The following is a 25,577-nucleotide window of genomic DNA, read 5'->3' as shown; positions in this document are numbered from 1 at the left end:
CGCCGCGCACCCTGCATCCGTGCCTTCCCCGTTCGAACCCTGCCGGTAGCCCGGGCTTCAGCCCGGGAACGCCTTCGTGCCAACCCCGGGCTACGGTGCTCTTTCCGCGTGGGTTTCGCGGAGCTCTACCCACCCTACGAGAGCGGTTGCGTGAGGTTCTGCGACTCAGCCATCGAGAAAACGCTGCGCCAGGTCCAGCTGCGAGTTGGCCAGCTGGTGCAGCTCCTGGCCGATCTGGCTGTTGCGCTGGGCCTGGCCGGCGCTGCATTCGGCCAGCTCGGCGATCTGCGCGATCTGCCGGTTCACTTCCTCGGCCACCAGCCCCTGCTGTTCGATGGCCGAAGCCATCTGCAGGCTCATGCCACTGATCTGCCCGACCGCGCCGCAGATGCGTTGCAGGGCCTGGCGCACCTGCTCGACGTCCTGCCCCGACTGCTGCACCGCCAGCTCGCCCCGGCGGGCGGCGGCCAGGGCCTCGGCGCTGCCGTCGCGCAGGCGCTGGATGGATTGCTGGATCTGCCCGGTGGAGTCCCGGGTGCGTGAGGCGAGGGTGCGTACTTCGTCGGCGACCACGGCGAAGCCGCGCCCGGATTCACCCGCTCGCGCCGCTTCGATGGCGGCGTTGAGGGCCAGCAGGTTGGTCTGCTCGGCGATGCTCTGGATCACCGTGGCGATGCCGCTGATGGACTCGATGGATTCCGCCAGGCGGCCCACCGCCGCATCGATACCGGCCACGGTGTCGCGCATGCCGTGCATGGACCCCTGGCTCTGTTCGGCCAGGCGCTCGCCGTCGCGGGCCAACTGGTCGACTTCCTGGGTGGCCTCGGCCGCTTCCTGCAGGTTGCGCGAGAGTTCCTGGATGGTGGCGCTCATTTGGTGGATGGCCGCCGCCGATTGCTCGGCTTCCTGCAACTGGCGTTCGAGCTGCTCGGCGCCGCTGGCCACCAGTTGCGCCGATTCCTCGCTGCGGCTGCGAAGGATCTCGCCGTTGATGCTGATCCGCGCCATCACCGTGCGCATGCGCAGCTTCTGGCTGTTCAGCGCCATCTCGAACAGGCCGCTGGCGCCACTGCCGTTGCCGTAGATCGGCGCCAGCAGCGCATCGCTGTAGACCTGGGCATGGCCGCCCAGGGCGCGGTGCAGCTCACGGCGCCGGCCCGCCCATTGCTGCAGGCCGGCACCGAGCAGCAGGGCGAGCAGCACCAGGCCGAGCGGCGGGGCGACCAGGCCACCCAGGGTGGCGCCGACCAGGGTGGCACCGAGCAGGCCGAGAAGGCCCTGCTCGACCAGGGCCCGGCCCAGGCGCTGCGGCAGGCTCCTGGGGCCGCGCCCCTGGCGCAGACGGCCGTAGAGGCGGGCGGCGCGACGGCTCTGGGCGGCGTCGATGGGGTGGTAGACGGTACCCAGGGCCACCAGCTTGCCGGCGTCGAACAACGGCACCACGTAGAGGTGGCTCCAGAAGCTGCCGCCGTCCTTGCTGCGCCCCATCAGCGGGCCGCTCCAGGGGGTGCCGGCATGCAGCGTCTGCCACATGCGGGCGATGACCTGGGCGGGCATCTGCGCATGGTTGATCAGCTCGAAGCTCTGGTTCAGCAGCTCTTCGCGCGGGTAACCGCAGAGCGCCAGGTAGGCGTCGTTGCAGGCCAGCAGGCGGCCTTGCGGGTCGAGGCGCGAAATGGGCGGCTCGACGAAGGCGGGCAGGGTGGCGATCGAGGTGCCCATGCTTACCAGCCCGCGCCGCGTTCGGCCTGCATCTTGCGCACCATGGCGTCGAAGAACTTCACCGCGAAGCCGCTCTCGCGGATCAGCATGGCGGTGAGGTCGGCGCACTTCTGGCTGACGGCTTCCGGCAGCGGGTTGTCCTCGCCGCCGAGGGCCCCGGCCGCGCACTGGATCTCCGCCGCGCGCTGCACCGTCCAGAGCAGGAAGAAGGCTTTGGCGATGCTGCTTTCACCCACCGCGATGCCGTGGTTGCGCAGCACCAGGATGTGCTTGTCGCCGAGGCTGTCGATCATCCGCACCTTCTCGTCATCGAACAGGGTGATGCCCTCGAAGGTGTGGTAGCCGATGCGCCCGTACAACTGGGCGCCGTAGAAGTCGTGGTGGCCGAAGCCGGCCTTCTTCTGCACCACGGCGGAGATGGGTGTGGTGTGGGTGTGGATCAGGCAGTGGATGTCGTCGCGGGCCCCGTGCACGGCGCTGTGCAGGGCGAAGCCGGCGGGGTTGGCGTCGTAGGGCGAGTCCTCCAGCTTGTGGCCGTTGAGGTCGACCTTGAGCAGGTTGGCCGGGGTCACTTCGCGGTAGTTGAGGCCGAAGGGGTTGACCAGGTAGTGGTGCGCGGGCCCCGGCAGGCGTGCGGAGATGTGGTTGAAGATGGTTTCGGTCCAGCCGAAGAAATCCACCAGGTGGTAGCAGTGGGCGAGCTGCACGCGCAGGGCCCACTCCTCGTCGCTGCAGTGCTGGGGCTGGGTGATGGCGATGGCGTTCATGGGAGGCTCCTGAGAATCAATGGCTGGCCTGGGCGCCGCGAAAGCGCGCCAGGGCGATGAGGTGGCGGGTGATGGGCATGGGCAGGTCGAGCAGCTCGGCCAGTTCCAGCACGGCGTCGCCGATGGCGGCCAGCTCCAGGGGCTGGCCCTTGTCGTGGTCCTGCAGCATCGAGGTGCGCACGGCGCCCATGCCGGCGCCGAGTTCGAGGAAGGTCTGCGGGTCGATGTCCACCCGCGCGCCGTGGCCGGCGGCCACCAGCAGCGCCTCGTGCAGGGTGGCGCGGGCCAGCTCGCGCAGGCCGGGCTGGCCGTAGAGCTGTTCCAGGGTGGCGCCGCTGACCACCGACAGGGGGTTGGAGGTGAGGTTGGCGATGACCTTGGTCCACAGCGGGTCGCGGATGCGCTCGCTGGCGCGGGCCTCGATGCCGGCGTCGGCGATCACCGTGCGCAGGCGTTCCAGGCGCGGGGTCAGGCTGTTGTCCGGCTCGCCGACGATCATCAGGTGCGGGTTGCTCGACTCGGCCACCCCCGGCGCCGGGCACTGCGCGGTGATGAACACCACGCAGCCGATCACCCGGGCCAGGTCGAGGGCGTCGCTGAGCGCGCCGTCCGGGTCCACCGCCTCCACGCGGCGCCCGGCGAAGCGCCCCGACAGGCCGTGGAAGTACCACCAGGGCACACCGTTGACCACCGGCACCACCATCGTCTCGTCGCCCAGCAGGGGCTGGATCTGCGGCAACAGCGCGGCCAGGGCCGGGGCCTTGGTGCAGAGGAAGACCAGGTCCTGCTGCCCCAGTTCGGCGGCGTCGTCGCTGGCGTCGACCCGCACCTGGTGCAAGCCGTCGAGGTCGTGCAGGTGGATGCCATCGCGGCGGATGGCTGCCAGGGTCTTGCCCCGGGCCAGCACCTTGACCACCTGGTCGCTGGCGGCGAAACGGGCGGCCAGGGTGCAGCCGATGGCGCCGGCACCGGCGATGCAGATACGCAGGGGAGGTTGCTTCATGGTTCGCTCCATCGAGTGGCCCGCCCGGGATCGCCGGGCGGGCTCGGGTCAACCGGCAAGCATGTCCTGATGCTTGCTGGCGAGGCCCAGGTAGGCCTCGATCACGCGGGGGTCGTCGGCCAGCTGGGCGGCGGGGCCCTGCATGGCGATCTGCCCGGTTTCCAGCACGTAGGCATAGTCGGCCACGCGCAAGGCTGCACGGGCGTTCTGCTCCACCAGAAGGATGGACACCCCCTGCTGGCGCAGTGCGGTGATGATGCGGAAGATCTCGCGAGTGATCAGCGGCGCCAGGCCCAGGCTGGGTTCGTCGAGCATCAGCAGCTTGGGCTTGGCCATCAGCGCGCGGCCCACGGCGAGCATCTGCCGCTCGCCGCCGGAGAGGGTGGCGGCCAGCTGGTCGCGGCGTTCCCACAGCCGTGGGAACAGCTCATAGACCTCGGCCAGGGTGGCAGCATGGCTGCGGTCGCCCCGGCGGTGACGCTGGAAGGCGCCGAGCAGGAGGTTGTCGGCCACGCTCATGCTGGTGAACAGCTCGCGCTTCTCCGGCACCAGGCCGAGGCCGCGGGAGACCAGCACTTCCACCTCCGGCACCGCTTCCAGGCTGCCGTCGAACTCGACCCGGCCACGGGAGCCGAGCACGCCCATGATGGCCGAGAGCAGGGTGGTCTTGCCGGCGCCGTTGGGGCCGATGACGGTGACGATCTGTCCCTGGCCAACCCGCAGGCTGGCGTTGGACAGGGCCTCCACCTTGCCGTAGGCGACGCACAGGTCGCTGACCTCCAGCACGGCGTCGGCCACCTGGTTTTCCATGGGCTTGAGGGGTTCGATCTGCATGTTCATCACTCTGCGCCTCCGAGATAGGCTTCCAGCACGGCCGGGTTCTTCTGCACCTCTTCCGGCAGGCCCTGGGCGATGCGCTGGCCGAATTCCATCACCACTACGCGGTCCACCAGGCCCATGACGAAGTCCATGTCGTGCTCCACCAGGAGGATGGCCATGCCTTCGCTGCGCAGACGGCTGAGGAGCAGGCCGAGGGCCTCCTTCTCCTTGTGGCGCAGGCCGGCGGCGGGCTCGTCGAGCAGCAGCAGGCAAGGGTCGGCGCACAGCGCGCGGGCGATCTCGAGGATGCGCTGCTGGCCGAGGGCGAGGCTGCCGGCCTCTTGATGCAGGTAGTCGCCGAGGCCGACGCGTTCCAGCTGGCGGCGCGCCTCAGCCAGCAGGTCGGCCTCCTCGGCACGGTCCAGGCGCAGGGCCGAGGCCAGCACACCCTTGCCGCCGCGCAGGTGGGCGCCGATGGCGACGTTCTCCAGCACGCTCATGCCGGGCAGCAGTTTCACGTGCTGGAAGGTGCGGCTCATGCCCATGCCGGCGACACGGCGCGAGGCCAGGCCGTTGATGCGCCTGCCCATGAACAGCACGTCGCCGCTGCTGGGGGTGTCGACGCCGGAGAGCTGGTTGAACAGCGTGCTCTTGCCGGCGCCGTTGGGGCCGATCAGGGCGAGGATTTCCCCGGCGCGGACGTCCAGGCTCATGTCGTTGTTGGCCACCAGGCCGCCGAAGCGCCGGGTGACATGGCGCGCTTCGAGGATCACCTCGCCGTGGGCCGGGCGTTCCCGCTGCGGCAGCTCGCGAGCCGGGGCCTCGGCCGCCGGCAGGCGGTGGCGGGTGCGCAGGCGGGCTGGCACCAGGCGCACCAGCAGCGGCCACAGGCCACCCGGCGCGCGCTGCATCAGCAGCACGATGAGCAGGCCGAAGACGATGGTCTCGTAGTTGCCGGTGCTGCCCAGCAGGTGCGGCAGCAGGTCCTGCAGCCACTGCTTGAGCAGGGTGAGGATGCCGCTGCCGAGCAGGGCGCCCCAGACGCTGCCGACGCCGCCGATCAGTGCCATGAACAGGTAGTCGATGCCCATGTTGAGGCCGAAGGGCGTCGGGTTGACGAAGCGCTGGGTGTGCGCATAGAGCCAGCCGGACACCGCCGCGAACACCGCCGAGATGAGGAAGATCACCAGCTTGGAGCGGAAGGTGTCGACGCCCATGGACTCGGCCATCAGCTGGCCGCCCTTGAGTGCGCGGATGGCCCGGCCTTCGCGGGAATCCAGCAGGTTCTGGGTGATCAGCATGGCCAGCAGGAGCACCACCCAGATCAGGTAGAAGACCTTCTCGCCCTTGTCGAGCAGCACGCCGAACAGCGAGATCGACGGCAACCCGCTGACGCCGGTGTGGCCGCCCAGGGATTCCACCGTGCCGAACAGGTAGTACAGCGACAGGCCCCAGGCAATGGTGCCCAGGGGCAGGTAGTGGCCCGAGAGCTTGAGCGTCAGCGCGCCCAGCAGCAGGGCCACCAGGGCGGTGATGGCCACCCCCACCAGCAGCGTCAGCCACGGTGATGCGCTGGCCCAGGCGAGCCAGGCCGGCAACTGCTCGGCGGTGGTCAGGTAGGCGGTGGTGTAGGCGCCGAGGCCGACGAAGGCCGCCTGGCCGAAGCTGGTCATGCCACCGACGCCGGTGAGCAGGACCAGGCCCAGCACCACCAGGGTGTAGAGGCCGATGTAGTTGAGCAGGGTGACGTAGAAGGGCGGCAGCACCAGCGGTGCGACACCGAGCACGGCGACCAGGAGCAGGATCAGGTGGCGCGGTTTCATTCTTCTTCCTCCACGTGACGGCTGGTGAACGAGCGCCAGAGCAGGAAGGGGATGATCAGGGTGAACACGATGATCTCTTTGTAGGTGCTGGCCCAGAACATCGAGAAGGCTTCGATCAGCCCCACCGAGAGCGCGCCGAGGGCGGCCACCGGGTAGCTCGCCAGGCCGCCGATGATGGCGCCGACGAAGCCCTTGAGGCTGATGATGAAGCCGGAGTCGAAGTAGAGCGTGGTGATGGGCGCGATGAGGATGCCCGACAGTGCGCCGATGAAGGTGGCCAGGAGGAAGGTGGCCTTGCCCGCCAGGGTCGGCGAGATGCCCATCAGCCGCGCGCCCATGCGGTTCACCGCCGTGGCACGCAGGGCCTTGCCGTAGAGGCTGCGTTCGAAGAACAGGAACAGGCCGATGATCAGCCCCAGGGATACGGCGATCACCCACAGCGTCTGGCTGTTGAAGGTCACAGGGCCCAGCTCCAGGCCGGCTTCGGAGAAGGGCTCGGTACGCGCACCCTCCGGGCCGAACAGCAGCAGGGCGATGCCGACCATGGCCACGTGCACGGCGATGGAGACGATCAGCAGCACCAGGGAGCTGGCCGAGGCGATGGGCTGGAACACCAGGCGGTAGATCTGCGGGCCCAGGGGCACCACCAGGGCCAGGGTCAGCAGCGCCTGCACCGCCATGGGCAGCTCGGCCAGCGGCAGCAGGCGGATGGCCGCGACCATGGCCAGGGCGTAGGCGAGCTTGGCGAGGATGCGCTTGGGAAAGCGGAAGGCGTGGCTGGAGCGCGCGGCGTCGTACAGGTCCAGCGCGCAGTCGATCAGGGTCAGGCCCAGCAGCAGCCAGACCAGGGCGGTGGGATGGCCGGCTTGCAGGGTGGCCATGGTCAGCGCGCCATAGGTGACGAACTCGCCCTGGGGGATCAGCAGGATACGCGTGACGGTGAAGACCAGCAGGATCGACAGGGCCAGCAGCGCGTAGATCGCGCCGTTGGTGATGCCGTCCTGGCCGAGCAGCATGGCTATCTGGAAATTCATGGTGGGAACTCTTTATCGCAATGGAAGAGACTGTGGCTTCGGAGCCCAGTGCGGCCTCGCCTGGTGGACATGAAGAGCGATGTCCACCCTACGGGGGGTGTCCGCGAGGGTTTCGCTCGTTGGCAGACGTAGGGTGGATGACGCTTTTTTCATCCACCTTTCGGCGTTGAGCCGGGCTCCGCCTGGTGGACAGAAAAGCGCTGTCCACCCTACGGGGAAACCGTGCCTGCGATCAGTTGCCGCGCAGCAGCGTCCAGTTGCCGTTCTTCACCTGGATCAGCTCGCGGCCGCGTTCGTCGAAGCCGCTGTGGTCCTCGGGGGTCATGTTGTAGACGCCCTGGGTGGCAGCCAGCTCGTGGCTTTGCTCCAGCGCGTCACGCAGCGCTGCGCGGAACTCCGGCGTGCCCGGTGCAGCCTTGGCGGCGGCGGTGGGGATGGCCTGCTGCAGCAGCAGGCCGGCGTCGAAGGTGTTGGCGCCGAAGGTGGCCGGCTTGCTGCCGTTGAGCTTCTCGTAGGCGGCGATGTAGTCGGCGGCGACCTTCTTCGAGGGGTGGCTGTCCGGCACTTCGTCGAGCACCAGCATCAGGCTGGCGGCGAGGATGGTGCCCTCGACCTTCTTGCCGCCGAGCTTGAGGAAGTCGGGCAGGGCGGCGCCGTGGGTCTGGTACATCTGCCCGCGATAACCCTGGTCGAACAGGGTGGTCTGCGGCATCACCGCGGAGCTGCCGGGCGCCGCCACCAGGACCGCGTCGGGGCGTGCGGAGAGCACCTTGAGGCTCTGCCCGGTGACCGAGGTGTCCTGGCGCTGGAAGCGCTCGTTGGCGACCACCTTGATGCCGTGCTCGGCGGCCATCGCGCCCATCACCTTGGACCAGTTCTCGCCATAGGGGTCGGCGGTGCCGATGAAGCCCAGGGTCTTCACGCCACGGCCGACCATGTCGTCGACCAGGGCCTTGGCGATCAGGTCGTCGTTCTGGGTGGTCTTGAACACCCATTTCTTCTGCTCGTTCATCGGCAGCACCACGGCGGCGGTGCCCACCGGGGCCAGCAGCGGCACGCCGGCCTCGGCGGCGAACTGGATCACGCCCATGGCGTTGGGCGAGCCGCTCGGGCCGATGATGGCGTCGACGTTCTCCTCGCTGATCAGCTTCTTCAGCGCCTTGACCGTGGCGGTCGGGTCGCTGCCGTCATCCAGGGCGATGTATTTCACCTGCTGGTCGCCCGCCTGGGTCGGCAGCAGCGGCACGCTGTTCTTCTGCGGCAGGCCCACCAGGGCGATGGGGCCGGTGGAGGAGGTGATGACGCCGACTTTGACTTCGGCCTGCGCAAGGGAGGCGCAGGCGGCACTGAGGAGCAACGTGGACACAGCTTTCTTGAAGAGCATGACTTTCTCCGAAGAGTTGCAAGGCGATACGGGGCGGTTGTCCGACGGGTGCCGCGTGGCGAGCCCGTGGTCCTTCTTGTTGTGATGCCCGTGCGCTGCACGCTGCCGAGGGCAGGGCGGCGCCGTCGAGCCCATGGAGGGCCGAGTGGCGTGTAGGGCGATAGCAGGTTGCATGCCAGGAAAAATCGTTACCCCGTTGCGGCGCCGTCGGACAGGGGGCGTTTCGGCACGTCGTCTGCGGCGGCTGGGCGAGGGGATGGCGCCGGGGTTCCCGTGGCCACTCGCGCACCGCTGCCGATGCGCGCCGATCCCGCAGGCGACAAGGCATTGATCTGGATCAATACGGCTTCTGGAAAGTCGATTTCCTGACCAAAAAATCTCGATTTTTCAGGCTAAAAAACACCTGTTTTTTGGTGGCATTTTTGGCCTGTTTTTAGGGGCTGAAAATTCTTTTCGCAAGGGGTTTGTGCAGGGTCTTTAGGCAGGGAGAGGGAACACTTTATTGAATGATTGTGTTTCTCATTAAATATATAAATCATTGAAAATAAACAATAAAAATAAGATTCATAGGTGAAATATCCATTTTCATGCCTGTTACCGAAATGCACGGAAAGGGTGCGAAGCAGAGAGAAGTGCACCGAATCTACACACGGATTTATTTGCCAAAATTCAATTGACATTTCACGTAAATATTCCGATTTTAGATTTAAGCGTTCACCTGCTCAGGCAGGCAGAAGGCTTCCCTGAAAGCGCACAGCGCGAACAACTCGAATACAGGTGAAGGCATGGCGACAGTCGTCGAGAAACTGCAGCTTGGAGGGTCCGGCAGGACCGTGATGGTGAAGGACACCATCGATATCGCCGGCTACCCGACCCGCGCTTCCAGCCGTGCGCTGGAAGAGGCGCCCGACGCCAGCCACCATGCCGATGTGGTCCAGGCGCTGCTCGATGGCGGCTGCTGTATCACCGGCAAGACCAGCCTCCATGAGCTGGCCTTCGGCACCACCGGCATCAATGCCTGGACCGGCACGCCGAACAACCCGCTTTACCCCGGGCGCATCCCCGGCGGTTCCTCCAGCGGCTCCGCCACGGCAGTGGCCGGTGGGCTCTGCGACTTCTCCCTGGGCACCGACACCGGCGGCTCGGTGCGCATCCCCGCCGCCTGCTGCGGCGTGTTCGGCCTCAAGTCCACGTTCGGCCGCGTGAGCCGCCAAGGGGTGATGCCGGCGCAGTCGTCGCTGGATTGCGTGGGCCCATTCGCCCGTGACATGGACATGCTGATCGAGGCCATGGGCCTGATCGTCCCCGACTTCGGCCCGCTGCCTTCTATAGAGGGCGTGCGCATCGGCGCGGTGCCGGTGCAGGCGCTGGACGAAGTGCAGTTCGCCGTCGATGCGGCCCTGGCCGCCGCGGATTTCCCCCTGCAGACGCTGCCCTTGCCGGGCATGCGCGCCGCCTATGACGCCGGCCTCACGGTGATCAACCGCGAGACCTGGAATGCCTGCCAGCACCTGCTGGCCAGCGGCAAGGTCGGCGCCGATATCGCCGGCCGCCTGGAGGCCGCCGGCGCCACCACCGACGAGGCGCTGGCCGCAGCCGAAGCCTGCCGCGTGGCCTTTACCGCCGAGGTGGACGCGGCCCTGGCGCAGTGCCCGATTCTCGCCATGCCGACCATGCCCGACTACCCGCTGCTGACGGCGGATGCCGCCGACACCCGCGCGGTGATCGGCATGACCGCCTTCGTGCGGCCCTTCAATCTCACCGGCCACCCGGCACTGAGCATCCCCCTGGTGGGTGCCTCGAAGCTGCCGGTGGGCCTGCAACTGATCGCCGCCAAGGGCGCGGACGAACTGCTTTGTGCAGTCGCCCGCGAACTGGTGCGGCGCCTGGAGCCTTAACCCCATGCCAACCCTGGAGCACACCATGTCTGCGCTAAGCGAGCTGGACTACCAGCGCCCCGTGTCGATCACCGCCAACGACGCGTTCCAGGCGCTGCTCGCCGAGATCCGCGAGCGCGCCCGGAGCGAGGAATTCGACCGGCAGAAATACATCTCCCAGGACATCATCGAGCGCTTCAAGGCGTTGGGCGTGTACCGCGCCCTGGTGCCCAAGCGCTTCGGTGGCGATGAGCGTTCGCCCATCGAGTTCTGCCAGATGATCGAGGACATCTCCATCGCCGACGGCTCCGCCGGCTGGGTGGCGAGCTTCGGCATGAACCCGGTGTACCTGGCCTCGCTGCCCCTGGCGACCCTGGAAAAGGTCTACGCCAACGGTCCGGACGTGGTCTTCGCCGGCGGCATCTTCCCGCCGCAACCGGCCACCTTCGTCGAGGGCGGGCTGGAAGTGAACGGCCGCTGGAAGTTCTCCAGCGGCTGCATGGGCGCCTCGCTGATCGGCGTCGGCATCGCCCCGAAGAACGGCGAGATGCTCGGCCTGCCGCGCCTGGCGGTGATGCCGCGGGAAAAAGTGAAGATCGAGGAAACCTGGGACGTGGTGGGCCTGATCGGCACCGGCAGCCACGACGTGGTGATCGACGGCGTGGTGGTGCCCGAGGACTGGACCTTCGTCCGCGGCGGCCCGGCCAACCTCGATGAGCCGATGTTCCGCTACCCATCGCTGTCCTTCGCCACCCAGGTGCTGTCCGTGGTCGGCCTGGGTGTCGCCCGCGCCGCGCTGGACTACCTCAGCGGCATGGCCAGCGGTCGCTTCTCGGTGACCGGTGCGCCGGCGCTCTCCGACCGCCCCCTGGCGCAGATGCAGGTGGCCAAGGCCGAAGCCGAGCTGCGTGCCGCCCGCGCCTGGTTCTACGAGGCGATGGAAAGCGCCTGGGCCAGCATCCTCGCCGGCGACGCGGTGTCGGTGGAGCAGACCAACCTGCTGCGCCTGTCCTCGACTCACGCGACCCGTGTTTCCGCCGAGGTGGCGCGCAGCGCGCAGATGCTTTCCGGCATGAGCGGCGTGTACCGCGAAAACCCGCTGTCGCGCTTCGTCAACGACACCCTGGTGATCACCCAGCACGCCTTCATGGGTGACATGACCTACCAGAACGCCGGCGCGATCTTCTTCGGCAACAAGCCGCTGCCCGGCTACCTGTGAATTCCAACTGACTGATCGGTGATTGTGATGAGCGAGAAAAAAGCCCTGCGTGTGTTGTTCTGCATGGGAATCAACCAGAACTTCTTCGACGCCCCGCGCGAAGAGCAGCTGGAAGTCTGGGCTGCGTTCAGCGCCATGTGGAACGGCATCCACGACCTGCCCGGCGTGACCGTGTTCGGCAACATGGACGACGACCAGAGCATGGTCGGCCCGTCCACCGGCTACCCCTGGACCACCTACCTGCTGGCCGACGTGCCGGACATCGAGACGGTGCACGCCGCCTGCAACCTGTTCCGCACCACCGCCGTGGGCACCGGCCCCTACAAGCTGTGGCGCTACTGCAAGGTCGAGGCTCGCACCGGCCGCGAACTGATCATCCAGCGCGCGTGACCGCCATGTCGACCGAAGCGCTCGAGGCGCGCCTGCACCGGCTGGAAAGCGAGAACGCCATACGCGCCTGCATGAACCGCTACATGGTGCTGTGCGACGCGCTGGACGCCCGCACCCCGCTCGACGAGCTGGCCGGGCTGTTCACCCACGATGCGCTGTGGGAGGGCAAGGGCGCCAAGTACGCCAAGAGCTTCGGCGGCTACCGCGGACGCGAGGCCATCGCCGCCATGTTCGCCACCTACATGGTCGAGCCGGCGCACTTCGCCCTGAACGTGCACTTCCTCTGTTCGGAACTGATCCGCGTGGAGGGCGGCGTAGCGATCGGCAGCTGGGTGATGTTGCAGACCTCCACCTTCGCCAGTGGCGCCTCGCACCTCAACGCGGCGCGCCTGACAGTGGAGTTCCGCGAGGAGGAGGGCGCCTGGCGCATGGCGCACTTCCAGACCGAGAACCTGTTCAGCCGCCCGGTGGATACCTGGAACAGCGCCGCGCACCTGCCGGTGCCGGGCAAGAACCAACAAACGTAGGGTGGGCTTCAGCCCACCACAGAAAGGCCAGACGTGGGCTGAAGCCCACCCTACAAAGATCGCGCCGACCGGAAGCTCCGACTTGCCGGCACGGCGAGAAAAATCAAGTCGGCACCCAGCGCCGACGAGGAGTGATCGTGACCAACCTGATCGAAACCGTGAACCTGGCCGCCACCCCGGCCGACCTGGTGCAGCACGACCGCGTGCACACCTCGCTCTACACCGACGGGCGCATCTTCGACGACGAGCTGGAGAAGGTGTTCTACAGCACCTGGATCTGGGTCGCCCACGCCAGCGAGATCCCCGACAACGGCAGCTACAAGAGCACCTACATCGGCAAGCAGCCGGTGATCGTGGTGCGCGACCGTAAGAAGGACGTGCACGTGCTGCTCAACCGCTGCCGCCACCGTGGCGCCACCGTCTGTGAGCACAAGAAGGGCAAGGCCAACAGCTTCGTCTGCCCCTACCACGGCTGGAGCTACGGCCTGGACGGCAGCCTGCGCGGCGTGCCGCACCCGGAGAGCTACGCCGACTGCCTGGACAAGGGCGAGCTGCCCCTGGTGAGCCTGCGCGTCGAGCAGTACAACGGCATGATCTTCGCCACCTTCAAGGACGACATCGAGCCGCTGGTGAACTTCCTCGGCCCGGCGAAGAAATGGATCGACCTGTTCATGAAGCAGGGCGCCGGCTACGGCGTGAAGGTGTCCGGCGAGCACCGCTTCCGCTTCCCCGGCAACTGGAAGATCCAGCTGGAGAACACCACCGACGCCTACCACTTCCCGCTGGTGCACAAGTCGTTCCTGTCCTCGGTGGACGAACAGACCCTGGAGCTCTTCGACTTCGTCAAAGGCCCGGGCTATGTCGAAGACCTGGGCAATGGCCACAGCGTGATGGTGATGATCCCCGACCTGATCGACCTCGAAGCCGATCTGGACAAGCCCATCCCCGAGCGCTTCGAGGCCCTGGCCGAGGAACTGCGCGGCGAAGGCATCGACGAGCAGCAGGTGCGCCGCATCGTCCGCGCCGTGGGTGGCTCGGGCTTCAACCTCAACCTGTTCCCCAACGTCGCCTGCTCCATGGCCTTCTTCCGCGTGCTGCAGCCGATCTCGGTGAACGAGACCGAGATCCACCACGCGGTGATCACCATGGACGGCGGCCCGGCCGTGGCCAACCGCTACCGCCTGCGCCTGCACGAGCACTTCCAGGGCCCCATGGGCTTCGGCACCCCGGACGACTCCGAAGCCTGGGAGCGCGTGCAGAAGGGCGCCCAGGCCGGCAGCGACCTGTGGATCATGCTCAACCGCGGCCTGCCGGGCGAGAAGCCCAGCGAGGACGGGCTGGTCAGCGACGTGAGCGCCGAAACCGGCATGCGCGCGGCCTACCAGCAGTGGAAAAAGATGATGTCGGCCTAGGGCGGATCGATATCCAACCCGGATGGCACATGCCTGTAGGAGCGAGCTCTGCTCGCGAACATAGGTGCCACAGAAGCTTCGCGAGCAGAGCTCGCTCCTACGCTGCTCGACGCACTACTTGAGAGACCGATCATGAACCTTGAATTGCTCAACCACGTCAGCGCCTTCATCTGGCAGGAAGCGGACATGCTCGACCACGGCGAGTTCGACGCCTGGCTGGACCTCTGGGCCGATAAGGGCACCTACATCATCCCGATCGACCCCAACGAGACCGATTTCGAGAACACCCTCAACTACGCCTACGACGACCACCACATGCGTCAGTTGCGGGTGAAGCGCCTGATCGGCGGTGAATCCATCTCCACCAGCCCGCGCGCCCGCACCGTGCGTGCCCTGTCGCGCTTCCGCGTGCTGGGCGAGGAGAGTGGCGTGGTCACCGTGCGCTGCGCGCAGAACCTGCGGGAATTCCGCAAGGACGTGCTCAAGCACTACACCGCCGACATCACCTTCGAGCTCCAGCGCGAAGGCGAGGGCTTCCGCATCCAGCGCAAGCTGATCCAACTCATCAACTCGACCGATACCCTCGCCGGTATCGGCTACATCCTGTGAGGGTCTGCCCATGAGCTGCTGCGCGTCGGCGATACGGCGTCATCAATGGCTTCGAGATGCTCATTTACAGCACGTAAATTCCGCTCTCTCAGCCATTGCTTCCTTGTCTCGCTCTAGCTCGCGAGCTCATGAACAGACCCTGGGGAGCCGGTCATGAGCCAGATCGCACTCGTCACCGGCGCCGCCCAGGGCTTGGGTTTCGCCATCGCCGGCCGGCTGTTCGCCGCCGGCCATTCGGTGGTGATCACCGACCTGTCGCTGGAGCGTGCCCAGGCCGCCGCCGACCGTCTCGATCCGAGCGGTGCGCGCAGCCTGGCACTGAAACTGGACGTTGCCAGCAAGGCCGACTTCGAGGCCGCCCTGGCGGCGACCCTGGAGCGCTTCGGTGCGCTGCATGCGGTGGTCAATAACGCCGCCATGACCCTGACCACGCCTGTGATGCAGATCAGCCCCGAGGAATTCGACCGGGTGCTGAACCTCAACACCCGCAGCGTGTTCGTCGGTTGCCAGGTGTTCGGCACGCACATGGCGGCGGCCGGCTATGGGCGCATCGTCAACCTGGCGTCCCTGGCCGGGCAGAACGGCGGCACCGCCACCGGCGCGCATTACGCGGCCTCCAAGGGCGCCATCGTCACCCTGACCAAGGTCTTCGCCAAGGAGCTGGCGGCCAGCGGCGTCACCGTCAACGCCATCGCCCCAGGGCCCATCGAGTCCCCGGCGGTGCGCGCGGCGATTCCGCCGGAGCGCATGGAGGGGCTGCTGGCCAACATCCCGGTCAAGCGCCTGGGCGATGCGGATTTCCTCGGTGACCTGATCGTGCAGCTGACGCGGCCGGAAGCCTATTTCACCACCGGCGCCACCTGGGATGTGAACGGCGGCCTGTACATGCGCTGAGCGACACCGAACAACGATGCGACGGCCGCTGAACGGCCGCCTTCTTTCCATGACGTGCAATGCGGGTGAACCCGAGATGACAGAACAACTCCTCAAGGTCGTGGTGCACAAGCGCCAGTTGCAGGGCGACGGCGTCGTCGTCCTCGATCTGCTGCCGGTCGGCGGCGCGACGCTTCCCGCCTTCGAAGCCGGCGCCCACGTGGACATCCACGTCGCCCCCGGCCTGGTGCGTCAGTATTCGCTGTGCAGCGACCCCGCCGACTCCAGCCTCTACCGCCTCGGCGTGCTCAAGGACCCGGCCTCCCGCGGCGGCTCCCTGGGCGTGCACGACAGCCTGCTGGAAGGGGCCGAGGTGGAGATCAGCGCGCCGCGCAACCTGTTCCCGCTGGCCGCCGATGCGAAGCGTTCGATCCTCATCGGCGGCGGCATCGGCATCACCCCGATGATCGCCATGGCCCATGCACTGCAGGCCGCCGGCAGCGACTTCGAGCTGCACTACTGTGGCCGTTCGCGCGGCCGCACCGCCTTCCTCGACGAGCTGGCCGCCGCGCCCTTCGCCGGGCGCGTCAGCACCCATTTCGACGACGAGCCGGCACAGAAGCTCGACCTGCCCCGCGTGCTGGGCGCGCCCCAGGCGGATGTGCACGTCTATGTCTGCGGCCCGGCCGGCTTCATGGACTGGGTGATAGGCGAGGCGCGCAACGCCGGCTACGCCGAGGCCAACATCCACCGCGAGTACTTCCAGGTCGAGGTCGACGCCAGCGGCGCGGGCTTCGAAGTGGTGGCCGCGCGCAGCGGCAAGACGGTGCAGGTGGCCGAGGGCCAGAGCATTCTCGACGCGCTGGCGGGCGTGGGCATCAAGATCGAGATTTCCTGCGAGCAGGGCGTCTGCGGCACCTGCCTGTGCGATGTGCTGGAGGGCGAGCCGGATCACCGCGACGTCTACCTGACCGACGACGAGAAGGCCGCCAACGACCAGATCCTGGTCTGTTGCTCGCGCGCCAGGACCCCGAAGCTGGTCCTGGATATCTGAACACCGGAGGGCACTACCATGGTTGATACCACGGGATTTCGTAACGCAATGGCGCTGCTGGGCGGCGCCGTTTCGGTCATCACCACCAATGGCACCGCCGGGCGTTTCGGCTTCACCGCCTCGGCGGTGTGCAGCGTCACCGACCAGCCGCCGACGCTGCTGGTGTGCATGAACCGCTCCTCGTATTCCAACGTGCATTTCAAGAGCAACGGCGTGCTCGGCGTGAACGTGCTGACCGCCGAGCTGAAGGACATCTCGGCAGTGTTCGCCAACCGCGAGCTGGACTCCGACCAGCGCTTCGCCGCCGCCAGCTGGCACACCCTGGAAAGCGGCGCGCCGCTGCTGGACGAGGCCCTGGTGAGCTTCGATTGCCGCATCGCCCAGGCCCATGAAGTGGGCTCGCACACCATCTTCTACTGCGAGGTGCTGGGCATCCGCCACGGCGAGAACCAGGAAGGCCTGGTGTATTTCAACCGCGCCTATCACCGCCTCGGCGATGCCTCCAAGGCCGCCTGCTGATAACGCTTCAAGGCCGGGGAAGAGCAACGTCCCGGTGTAGAAAGTTTCGGTGTTTATCGCCGGAAACTTTGCGAGTGATTCCCGCGCAAAGTCTGCTGTATGAAACACATAACAATAAAGGAGGGTGCCCGTTACTGATGTTCGGGTAATGGGTCTGTTTCGCCTTTTTGCAGTAAGTGGTCATAAAAACAACACTGCGGATTAACTGCCTGCGTTTGCTGATTTGCCAATTAATCTGCTCCCACTCTAGTGCCTTGCACATGTATTAAAGGAACATCCCATGTTTCAGAAAAGCTGGCTGGCCCGCGGCGTTGCTGCCGCGAGCCTGATGGGTGCGCTCGCGCCGATTACCGCCCAGGCGGACTTTCTCGATGATCGGCAAGTGAGCCTCGGCTTGCGCAACTTCTATATCGACCGTGATTACAAACAGAGCGATGCACCGAAGTCGCGTATTGGCAGTTGGACCCAGGGTTTCGACTTCCGCGCCATCTCCGGTTACACCGAAGGCCCCATCCAGTTCGGCCTCGATCTTTCCGCGCAATATGCCTATCGCCTGGATGGCGGTGGTGGCCGTGGCCCGGACAGCATCATTCCCTACGACGACAGCAAGGGCGAGCAGGTGCGTGACTACGGTCGCGCCGCGCTGACCGCCAAGGTCAAGTACTCCAAGACCGAGCTGAAGATCGGCGAGCACCGTCCGATGCTGCCGGTGGCCTTCATGGACGACTCGCGGCAATTGGTCACCACCTACCACGGCTTCCTGGTCGAATCCCGCGAGATCGACAAGCTCACCCTCACCGGCGGGCGCTTCACCGAGATCAGCGGGCGCGAATCCTCCGACCGGGAGAAGATGTACCTGTTCAACGGCCCGGACATCAAACGCCGCAGCGACGGTCTCAACTTCGGCGGCGCCACCTACGCCTTCAGCCCGGCGCTCTCGGCCACCTACTTCTACGGCCAGCTGGAGGACATCTACGAGCAGCACTACGGCGGCCTGACCTACAACGCCGACCTGGGCGACGGCTTCGGCCTGAAGACCGACCTGCGCTACTTCGACAACAAGGAAGACGGCAAGGCGCTCTACGGCGAGATCGACAACCGCTCCTACGGCGCCATGACCACCCTGCGCAAGGGCGCCCACGCCATCGGCGTCGGCTACCAGCGCATGCTCGGCGACAGCACCTTCCCCACGCTCAACGGCTACGCCCCGCAGCCGTACCTGGTGAACTGGTCCACCGTCGCCTTCGTCAAGCCCAACGAAAGCTCCTGGCAGCTGCGCTACGACCTGGACTTAGCCAGCTATGGCGCGCCGGGCCTCAAGCTGATGACCCGCTACCTGCGCGGCACCGGCATCGATCGCGGCAACAACGCCCTGGATGAGAACGTCGAGAGCGAGCGCAACATCTTCCTCAGCTACGTGGTGCAGAGCGGCCTGCTCAAGGGTGTCGGCTTCGAGTGGCGCAACATCGACGTCAAGACCCGCTACGGCAACGGCGCGGCCTCGGGGGCGGACTACAAGGAGAACCGCCTGATCACCACCTACACCTTCAAGTTCTGAGCCGCAGGGTATGAAGGGCCGGCCCGGCGTTGTCGCTTCCTGCAAAAGCTGGAAGCACACTGCCGGGCCGGATCAAACCTGTAGGGGCGAATTCATTCGCCAAGGGTCGCGGAGCGGCCCCAGGACAGCATGGGTGATGAGCCCCTTGAAGGCGCTTCGCGAGCAGAGCTCGCTCCTACGGACCGTGCGGGCGATGAGCCCGCGTCCTGTACCAATCTCGTTGTTTTCACCTCGGCCCGGCCACTCCTTTGCGGGCCTTTTTTATTGCGATGCGCCTGTGCGTTCAGGCGTCCTGCGCCACCAGTTCCCCGATCAGCGCCAGGCAGTCCCCCAATGCCGGGGAGGTGTCGCCCACGCGGCGGCTGATGATGATCGGCGAGGTGGCGTTGCTTTCCAGCAGGCGGGTGTAGCCGATGTCGTCGCGGTGCTGCAGCTGCACCGAGGCGGGCACCAGGGTGATGCCGATGCCGGCGGCGACCAGGCCGATGGCGGTCTGCAGTTCGTTGGTCCACTGCACGACACGGATTTGCAATCCGTGGGTGGCGAACAGCGCGAGCACATGGTCGGCGTAGCTCGGGCGCGGGTTGCCCGGGTAGAGCACGAAGGGCTCGCGGGCCAGGGCTTCCAGGCTCGCCGGGGCGGCCAGCAGCGGGTGGCCGGCGGGGAGGGCGGCGACCAGTGGGTCCAGGGTCAGTACCTGCTGGTGGATGGCCGGGTCCTCGATGTGGATGCGGCCGAAGCCGATGTCGATGCGCCCGGCCTTGAGCGCCTCCACCTGTTGCAGGGTGGTCATTTCGTTGAGCCCGAGCTCCAGCTCGGCGTCGCTGCGCAGGCGGCGGATCAGCTCCGGCAGCACGCCGTAGAGGGTCGAGGGGGCGAAGCCGATGCCCAGCCAGGTCTTCTCGCCCTGGCCGATGCGCCGGGTGTTGTCGCAGACCTTGGCCAACTGCTCCAGCAGGGCGCTGGAGTGCTCGTGAAAGAAGCGTCCGGCCTCGGTCAGGCGCAGGGGCCGGCCACGCTCCAGCAGGGTGACGCCGAGCTCTTCCTCGAGCTGCTGGATCTGCCGGCTCAAGGGCGGCTGGGCGATATGCAGGCGCTCGGCGGCGCGGGTGAAATTGAGGGTTTCGGCAAGGGCCTGGAAGTAGCGCAGGTGGCGAAGCTCCATGGGAATCTCTCTGTGCCTGGTTTGATACCTGGTGGGTATCGTGCCAGACAAACTCAATATTGGAAGCCTGGGATTTGCAGATTTACGCTGCGGAACAGTGAAAACAGAACCTGATGGGTATTGAAATGATTTCTACCGCGATCGAGTCCCTCGAAGCGATCATCGTCGACCTGCCGACCATCCGCCCGCACAAGCTGGCGATGCACACCATGCAGAACCAGACCCTGGTGATCCTGCGCATCCGCTGCGCCGACGACATCGAGGGCATCGGCGAAGCCACCACCATCGGTGGCCTGGCCTACGGCTACGAAAGCCCCGAGAGCATCAAGACCAACCTCGACCGCTACTTCGCGCCACTGCTGATCGGCCAGGACGCCAGCAACATCAACGCCGCCATGCAGCGCATCGACCGCGTGGTGAAGGGCAACACCTTCGCCCGCTCGGCGGTGGAAACCGCGCTGCTGGACGCCCAGGGCAAGCGCCTGGGCCTGCCGGTGAGCGAGCTGCTCGGTGGCCGTGTGCGCGACAGCCTGGAAGTGGCCTGGACCCTGGCCAGCGGCGACACCGCCCGCGATATCGCCGAGGGTGAGCACATGCTGGAGGTGCGCCGCCATCGCATCTTCAAGCTGAAGATCGGCGCCAACGAAGTGAACCAGGACCTGCGCCACGTCATCGCCATCAAGAAGGCCCTGGGCGATCGCGCCAGCGTGCGCGTCGACGTCAACCAGTACTGGGATGAAGCCGTGGCCCTGCGCGCCTGCCAGGTATTGGGCGACAACGGCATCGACCTGATCGAGCAGCCCATCTCGCGCAACAACCGCGCCGGCCAGGCGCGCCTCGCCCTGCGCAGCCCGGCGCCGATCATGGCGGACGAGTCCATCGAATGCGTCGAGGACGCCTTCAACCTGGCCCGCGAAGGCGCCGCCCCGGTGTTCGCCCTGAAGATCGCCAAGAACGGTGGCCCGCGCGCCGTGCTGCGCACTGCCGCCATCGCCGAGGCGGCCGGCATCGGCCTCTACGGCGGCACCATGCTCGAAGGCAGCGTCGGCACCCTGGCCTCGGCACACGCCTTCATCACCCTGGCCGAACTGGCCTGGGACACCGAACTGTTCGGCCCGCTGCTGCTGACCGAGGAGATCGTCACCGAGCCGCCGCGCTACCAGGACTTCCAGCTGCACGTGCCGCGCCTGCCCGGCCTCGGCCTGACCCTCGACGAGGAGCGCCTGGTGCGCTTCCGCCGTACCTGAACCCTCGCCTGAAGAAGGAGATGCTTCCATGCTGTTCCACGTGAAGATGACCGTGAAGCTGCCGCTCGACATGGACCCGGCCAAGGCCGCCAAGCTCAAGGCCGACGAGAAGGAACTGGCCCAGCGCCTGCAGCGCGAGGGCAAGTGGCGCCACCTGTGGCGCATCGCCGGCCACTACGCCAACTACAGCGTGTTCGACCTGGCCAGCGTCGAGGAGCTGCACGACACGCTGATGCAGCTGCCGCTGTTCCCGTACATGGAGATCGAGGTCGACGGGCTCTGCCGCCACCCTTCGTCGATCCACCAGGACGATCGCTGATCGCCGCACCGTCCCAGCTAAGCCCGGCCAATAACTACAAGATGAGGTTCCAACCATGACTGTCAAACTCTCCCAGACCGATAGCGTCCAGCAGTTCTTCAAGGAAGCCAGCGGCTTCACCAACGACCAGGGCAGCCCGCGCATGAAGGCGCTGGTGAACCGCATCCTCCTCGACACCGTGAAGATCATCGAGGACCTGGACGTGACCACCGAGGAATTCTGGAAGGCAGTGGATTACCTCAACCGCCTGGGCAGCCGCCAGGAGGCCGGCCTGCTGGTCGCCGGCCTGGGCGTCGAGCACTACCTCGACCTGCTGCTGGATGCCCAGGACGAAGCCGCCGGCTTCAGCGGCGGTACCCCGCGCACCATCGAGGGCCCGCTCTACGTGGCCGGTGCGCCGCTGTCCGAGGGCGAGGCACGCATGGACGACGGCACCGACCCGGGCACCGTGATGTTCCTCCAGGGCCAGGTGCTGGACACCGACGGCAAGCCCCTGGCCGGCGCCACGGTCGACGTCTGGCACGCCAACACCAACGGCACCTATTCCTACTTCGACAGCACCCAGTCCGAGTTCAACCTGCGCCGGCGCATCATCACCGACAGCGAAGGCCGCTACCGCGCCCGCAGCATCGTGCCCTCCGGCTACGGCTGCCCGCCGGACGGCCCCACCCAGGAGCTGCTCAACAGCCTGGGCCGCCACGGCAACCGCCCGGCGCACATCCACTTCTTCATCTCCGCCCCCGGCCATCGCCACCTGACCACCCAGATCAACCTCTCGGGCGACCAGTACCTGTGGGACGACTTCGCCTACGCCACCCGCGAAGGCCTGGTGGCCGAGGTGCGCTTCATCGAAGACGCCGCTGCCGCCGACGCCCATGGCATCGAAGGCCGCTTCGCCGAGATCGACTTCGACTTCCAGCTGCAAGCCGCCGCCAAGCCCAAGGAAGAAGAGCGCCGCGACCGCGTCCGCGCCCTGGAAGCCTGAGGCCCGTAGTCCCGGCGGGGAATCACCCGATTTTCCCCGCTGTTTTCAACCACGCCGGTGGTCATGCCGGCGTGGTTTTTTTGTGCCGGCCGTGGGCCTTTCGCGGCTGAAGCCGCTCCCACAGAGCGCCGCAGCACCGTGTCTTTTCCGATCAACGACGATCACCGGGCCGTAGGGTGGATGACGCTCTTTTCATCCACCAGCGGTGTTGTGGCGTGCGGCGATATACGGCTTGGGTGGGGAGGGGGCATGCGGGCCGCTGCGCGGCCCTTGGGCGAATGAATTCGCCCCTACGGGATCGATTGCCGAGCCGGCACCAATCCCTTGCACATTCCGAATCCTCGTTGCGCATTCGGCGCAGCCGGGTACGGGTCGGGCCCCTAGGATCGAGGCTCTTGAACGAGGAGCTTGGCCCATGAATATCAGCGTTATCGGCGGTGGACACGGTTGCTACGCGGCAGCCATCGAGCTGGCGGAGAAGGGACACCGCGTGTGCCTGTGGCGCCGTGACGGCGCGGCGCTCAAGGAACTGGCGGCCATCGGCAGCCTGACCGTCAAGGACTACCGCGGCACCCGCCAGGTGGCCGTGGGCGGCGAGGGCGCCAGCCTCAGCCTGAGCGACGACCTGGCCGAAGCCGTGGCCTTCGCCGAGCTGCTGGTGGTGCCGCTGCCATCCACCACCCATGAGAGCCTGGCGCGGGAAATGGCGCCGCTGCTGCGCGACGGCCAGGTGCTGTTCCTGCCGCCAGGCACCTTCGGCAGCTACCTGTTCGCCAAGGCCATGCACGAGGCCGGCAACGACGCCGAGGTGGCCTTCGCCGAGACCGGCACCTTGCCCTACCTGGCCCGCAAGCACGGTGCGGCCAACGTGGTGATCAGCGGCTATGCCACACGCCTGCCCACCGGCGTGTTCCCCTGCCGCCTGGCCGAGCCGGCTTTCGCCCTGCTGCGCCGGGCCTACCCGAGTGTCGAACCCATCGAGGACGGCCTCAGCGGCGCGCTGATGAACGCCGGGCCGATCATCCACCCGCCGCTGATCATGATGAACGCCGGCCCCCTGGAGCACTTCGAGACCTGGGACATCCACAATGAAGGCACCCAGCCGGCCATCCGCCGCGTCACCACCGCGCTGGACGCCGAGCGCATGGCCCTGCGCGAGGCGCTGGGCTACCCGGCGCCACATTTCCCCCTGGCCGACCACTACAACACCACCGAGGGCGATGAGTGGATGTACGGCCGCGGTGCCCACGGCAAGCTCACCGACAGCGGCGACTGGCGCGAGGACATAGACCTGCAGCGCCACCGCTACATGCTCGAGGACACCCGCCTGGGGCTGTCCTTCCTGGTTTCGGTGGGGCGCTGGGCCGGCGTGCCCATGCCCGTCGCCCAGGGCCTGCTGAGCATCGCCTCGGCGGTGGCCGGTTTCGATCTCTATGCCGAGGGCCGCACCCTGGAGCGCCTCGGCCTGGCCGGGTTGAGCCGCGCCGAAATGGTCGAGCTGCTGCGCGAGGGCATCCACTGATGGCCGCGCGCATCGCCGTGGTCGGCGCCGGGCGCATGGGCGAAGGCATCGCCCTGGCCTTCATGCACGCCGGGCTGCCGGTGACCCTCATCGACATCAAGGCCCGTGATGCCGAGCAGCAGCGGGGGTATTTCGACAAGGTGCGCGCCAGCCTCGCCGGCGAGCTGCAGACCCTGGTACGCCTCGGCGTGCTCGAACCCGGGCAGGCGGACGAAGCATTGGGCCGGGTGCGCCTGTGCGACCGCGAGCAGGCGCTGGCCGACCTGGCCTGCGCCGAGCTGGTGTTCGAGGCGGTACCCGAGGTGCTGGAGGTCAAGCGCGAGTGCTTCGCCTGGCTGAGCCTGCATTGCAGCGGCGACTGCATCATCGCCTCGACCACCTCCACCTTCCTGGTCACCGAGCTGGCCGGGTTGGTCAGCCACCCCGGGCGTTTCGTCAACGCCCATTGGCTCAACCCGGCCTACCTGATCCCGCTGGTGGAGGTGAGTCGCAGCGACACTACCCGCAGCGATGTGGTCGAGCGCCTGCTGGCGCTGCTGCGCCAGGTGGGCAAGGTGCCGGTGCTCTGCGCCCCGGCGGCGGGCTACATCGTGCCGCGCATCCAGGCCCTGGCGATGAACGAGGCCGCGCGCATGGTGGAGGAGGGCGTGGCCAGCGCCGAGGATATCGACACGGCGATCCGCGTCGGCTTCGGCCTGCGCTTCTCGGTACTGGGCCTGCTGGAGTTCATCGACTGGGGCGGCGGCGACATCCTCTATTACGCCTCGCGCTACCTGGCCGGGGCCATCGACCCGCGCTTCGCCTCGCCCCAGGTGATCGCCGACAACATGCACGAGGGCCGCAACGGCCTGCGCGAGGGGCAGGGCTTCTATGACTACGCAGGTGTGGACGTGGAGGCCTACAAGCTGCGCCGCCTCGGCGAATTCACCCGCAAGCTCGACCTGATGGGGCTCGCCCCGCGTTTCAACGGGGCTTTGAGGCAGGCGTGAGCACGTCCCTCGCGGCCCCGGTTGCCGGGCGGCGGGCACAGTGCCCGCCGCCGTATCTAGATGAACCACGGACCACGAGGTAACGATGCGCCTGTTCGAACTGATCACCTTCACCCTGCGCGTGCGCACCACGGCCGATGCCCTGGCGCGCCTGGAAGAAACCCTGGCCAGCAGCGGCCCCGGCTGCACCCTGATGGGCTGCTGGGCCTCGGAGATCGGCCCGTTGAATCAGGTCATCGTGCTGCGCGGCTTCACCGACGAGCAGGCTCGCCAGGCCGAGCGCGAGCGCTACCTGCTGGCACGGGACGCCTTCGGCATCGAATGCTTCATGACCGACATGAAGGTGGAAAACTACACGCTGTTTCCCTTCCTCGAACCCCTGGCGCCGGGCGCCCATGGGCCTTTCTACGAGCTGCGGGTGTACGACCTGATCCCCTCCGGCCTGGCGCCGACCCTGGAAGGCTGGAAGAAGGCCGTCGGCCCGCGCACCGGCGAGGGCTATTCACAGGTCTATGCGGCCTTCTACGCCACCGATGGCCGCACTCCGCGCTACCTGCACATCTGGCCCTACGCCAGCCTGGAGCAACGCCTCGACGTGCGCACCCGCGCGGTGGCCGATGGCGTGTGGCCGCCGGAAAACTCCGGCCCGCAGCTGCGCGACATGCACTCCACCGCGTGCCTGCCGGCGCGTTTCTCGCCGTTGCGGTGAGGGGTTGGCGGTGCTGCGCACCGCTGGGCGAATGAATTCGCCCCTACCGGG

At 67.1% G+C, this 25,577-nt stretch carries 24 protein-coding genes; 16 read left to right on the top strand and 8 right to left on the bottom strand.

Features of this window, described 5'->3' with window-relative positions:
* Window positions 1-165: 165 nt before the first annotated feature.
* From ACXI0U_RS28555 to ACXI0U_RS28525, 7 genes are all read right to left on the bottom strand, one after another.
* Window positions 166-1,722, bottom strand: a complete 1,557-nt coding sequence (locus ACXI0U_RS28555; protein ID WP_479551173.1) for a methyl-accepting chemotaxis protein — start codon at window positions 1,720-1,722, stop codon at window positions 166-168.
* 2 nt (window positions 1,723-1,724) lie between these two features.
* A complete protein-coding gene (locus ACXI0U_RS28550) occupies window positions 1,725-2,489 on the bottom strand; it encodes a class II aldolase/adducin family protein (RefSeq protein WP_021217336.1) in 765 nt (254 codons plus the stop codon).
* Between the two features lie 16 nt (window positions 2,490-2,505).
* Window positions 2,506-3,492: a ketopantoate reductase family protein gene (locus ACXI0U_RS28545; RefSeq protein ID WP_431484573.1), complete on the bottom strand. Its 987-nt coding sequence runs from the start codon at window positions 3,490-3,492 to the stop codon at window positions 2,506-2,508.
* A gap of 48 nt (window positions 3,493-3,540) precedes the next feature.
* Window positions 3,541-4,326, bottom strand: a complete 786-nt coding sequence (locus ACXI0U_RS28540; RefSeq protein ID WP_371876966.1) for an ABC transporter ATP-binding protein — start codon at window positions 4,324-4,326, stop codon at window positions 3,541-3,543.
* Between the two features lie 5 nt (window positions 4,327-4,331).
* A complete protein-coding gene (locus ACXI0U_RS28535; RefSeq protein ID WP_431484572.1) occupies window positions 4,332-6,134 on the bottom strand; it encodes a branched-chain amino acid ABC transporter ATP-binding protein/permease in 1,803 nt (600 codons plus the stop codon).
* Complete coding sequence (locus ACXI0U_RS28530; RefSeq protein WP_021217332.1) at window positions 6,131-7,168, bottom strand: branched-chain amino acid ABC transporter permease; 1,038 nt, start codon at window positions 7,166-7,168, stop codon at window positions 6,131-6,133. The genes ACXI0U_RS28535 and ACXI0U_RS28530 overlap by 4 nt, the downstream gene beginning before the upstream one ends.
* 232 nt (window positions 7,169-7,400) lie before the next feature.
* Window positions 7,401-8,552: an ABC transporter substrate-binding protein gene (locus tag ACXI0U_RS28525; RefSeq protein ID WP_431484571.1), complete on the bottom strand. Its 1,152-nt coding sequence runs from the start codon at window positions 8,550-8,552 to the stop codon at window positions 7,401-7,403.
* 785 nt (window positions 8,553-9,337) lie between these two features.
* Here ACXI0U_RS28525 and ACXI0U_RS28520 point away from each other — a divergent pair.
* The 10 genes from ACXI0U_RS28520 (at window position 9,338) to ACXI0U_RS28475 (ending at window position 18,590) form a co-directional block, all read left to right on the top strand.
* Window positions 9,338-10,450: an amidase gene (locus tag ACXI0U_RS28520; protein ID WP_479551172.1), complete on the top strand. Its 1,113-nt coding sequence runs from the start codon at window positions 9,338-9,340 to the stop codon at window positions 10,448-10,450.
* Between the two features lie 25 nt (window positions 10,451-10,475).
* The gene (locus ACXI0U_RS28515) at window positions 10,476-11,648 is read left to right on the top strand and encodes an acyl-CoA dehydrogenase family protein (protein ID WP_431484570.1); all 1,173 of its coding nucleotides are present in this window, start codon (window positions 10,476-10,478) and stop codon (window positions 11,646-11,648) included.
* Window positions 11,649-11,675: 27 nt separating this feature from the next.
* The gene (locus tag ACXI0U_RS28510; RefSeq protein WP_021217328.1) at window positions 11,676-12,038 is read left to right on the top strand and encodes a hypothetical protein; all 363 of its coding nucleotides are present in this window, start codon (window positions 11,676-11,678) and stop codon (window positions 12,036-12,038) included.
* 5 nt (window positions 12,039-12,043) lie between these two features.
* Entirely contained in the window at window positions 12,044-12,565 is a 522-nt protein-coding gene (locus ACXI0U_RS28505; RefSeq protein WP_184489126.1) for a nuclear transport factor 2 family protein, read from the top strand.
* Between the two features lie 137 nt (window positions 12,566-12,702).
* Window positions 12,703-13,977, top strand: coding sequence for an aromatic ring-hydroxylating oxygenase subunit alpha (locus tag ACXI0U_RS28500; RefSeq protein ID WP_479551171.1), 1,275 nt, complete (start codon window positions 12,703-12,705; stop codon window positions 13,975-13,977).
* A gap of 132 nt (window positions 13,978-14,109) precedes the next feature.
* Complete coding sequence (locus ACXI0U_RS28495; RefSeq protein WP_021217325.1) at window positions 14,110-14,586, top strand: aromatic-ring-hydroxylating dioxygenase subunit beta; 477 nt, start codon at window positions 14,110-14,112, stop codon at window positions 14,584-14,586.
* A gap of 153 nt (window positions 14,587-14,739) precedes the next feature.
* Entirely contained in the window at window positions 14,740-15,480 is a 741-nt protein-coding gene (locus ACXI0U_RS28490) for an SDR family NAD(P)-dependent oxidoreductase (RefSeq protein WP_431484569.1), read from the top strand.
* A 76-nt stretch (window positions 15,481-15,556) separates the two neighbouring features.
* Entirely contained in the window at window positions 15,557-16,513 is a 957-nt protein-coding gene (locus tag ACXI0U_RS28485) for a PDR/VanB family oxidoreductase (protein ID WP_431484568.1), read from the top strand.
* A gap of 18 nt (window positions 16,514-16,531) precedes the next feature.
* A complete protein-coding gene (locus ACXI0U_RS28480) occupies window positions 16,532-17,032 on the top strand; it encodes a flavin reductase (protein ID WP_031286976.1) in 501 nt (166 codons plus the stop codon).
* 280 nt (window positions 17,033-17,312) lie between these two features.
* Window positions 17,313-18,590, top strand: coding sequence for an OprD family porin (locus ACXI0U_RS28475; protein ID WP_431484567.1), 1,278 nt, complete (start codon window positions 17,313-17,315; stop codon window positions 18,588-18,590).
* Between the two features lie 283 nt (window positions 18,591-18,873).
* Here ACXI0U_RS28475 and ACXI0U_RS28470 read toward each other — a convergent pair whose 3' ends face one another.
* Window positions 18,874-19,755: a LysR family transcriptional regulator gene (locus ACXI0U_RS28470; RefSeq protein ID WP_265168490.1), complete on the bottom strand. Its 882-nt coding sequence runs from the start codon at window positions 19,753-19,755 to the stop codon at window positions 18,874-18,876.
* A 125-nt stretch (window positions 19,756-19,880) separates the two neighbouring features.
* Between ACXI0U_RS28470 and ACXI0U_RS28465 the strand changes: the two genes are divergently transcribed.
* The 6 genes from ACXI0U_RS28465 to ACXI0U_RS28440 all read left to right on the top strand — a co-directional run bounded on the left by ACXI0U_RS28465 (window position 19,881) and on the right by ACXI0U_RS28440 (window position 25,526).
* A complete protein-coding gene (locus ACXI0U_RS28465; RefSeq protein ID WP_431484566.1) occupies window positions 19,881-21,002 on the top strand; it encodes a muconate cycloisomerase family protein in 1,122 nt (373 codons plus the stop codon).
* A gap of 28 nt (window positions 21,003-21,030) precedes the next feature.
* Window positions 21,031-21,321 (top strand): muconolactone Delta-isomerase, encoded by a 291-nt coding sequence (gene catC, locus ACXI0U_RS28460; RefSeq protein WP_184489119.1) that lies wholly within the window; start codon window positions 21,031-21,033, stop codon window positions 21,319-21,321.
* A 55-nt stretch (window positions 21,322-21,376) separates the two neighbouring features.
* Window positions 21,377-22,306: a catechol 1,2-dioxygenase gene (gene catA / locus ACXI0U_RS28455; protein ID WP_021217317.1), complete on the top strand. Its 930-nt coding sequence runs from the start codon at window positions 21,377-21,379 to the stop codon at window positions 22,304-22,306.
* Between the two features lie 415 nt (window positions 22,307-22,721).
* The gene (locus tag ACXI0U_RS28450; protein WP_431484565.1) at window positions 22,722-23,828 is read left to right on the top strand and encodes an NAD/NADP octopine/nopaline dehydrogenase family protein; all 1,107 of its coding nucleotides are present in this window, start codon (window positions 22,722-22,724) and stop codon (window positions 23,826-23,828) included.
* Window positions 23,828-24,817, top strand: a complete 990-nt coding sequence (locus ACXI0U_RS28445; RefSeq protein ID WP_431484564.1) for a 3-hydroxybutyryl-CoA dehydrogenase — start codon at window positions 23,828-23,830, stop codon at window positions 24,815-24,817. Before ACXI0U_RS28450 ends, ACXI0U_RS28445 begins: the two co-directional genes overlap by 1 nt.
* Before the next feature lie 85 nt (window positions 24,818-24,902).
* Window positions 24,903-25,526, top strand: a complete 624-nt coding sequence (locus ACXI0U_RS28440) for an NIPSNAP family protein (protein WP_021217314.1) — start codon at window positions 24,903-24,905, stop codon at window positions 25,524-25,526.
* Window positions 25,527-25,577 lie beyond the last annotated feature (51 nt).

The organism is Pseudomonas sp. C9D1 (assembly GCF_056491235.1).
This window is presented reverse-complemented; position numbering and strand designations above follow the sequence as displayed.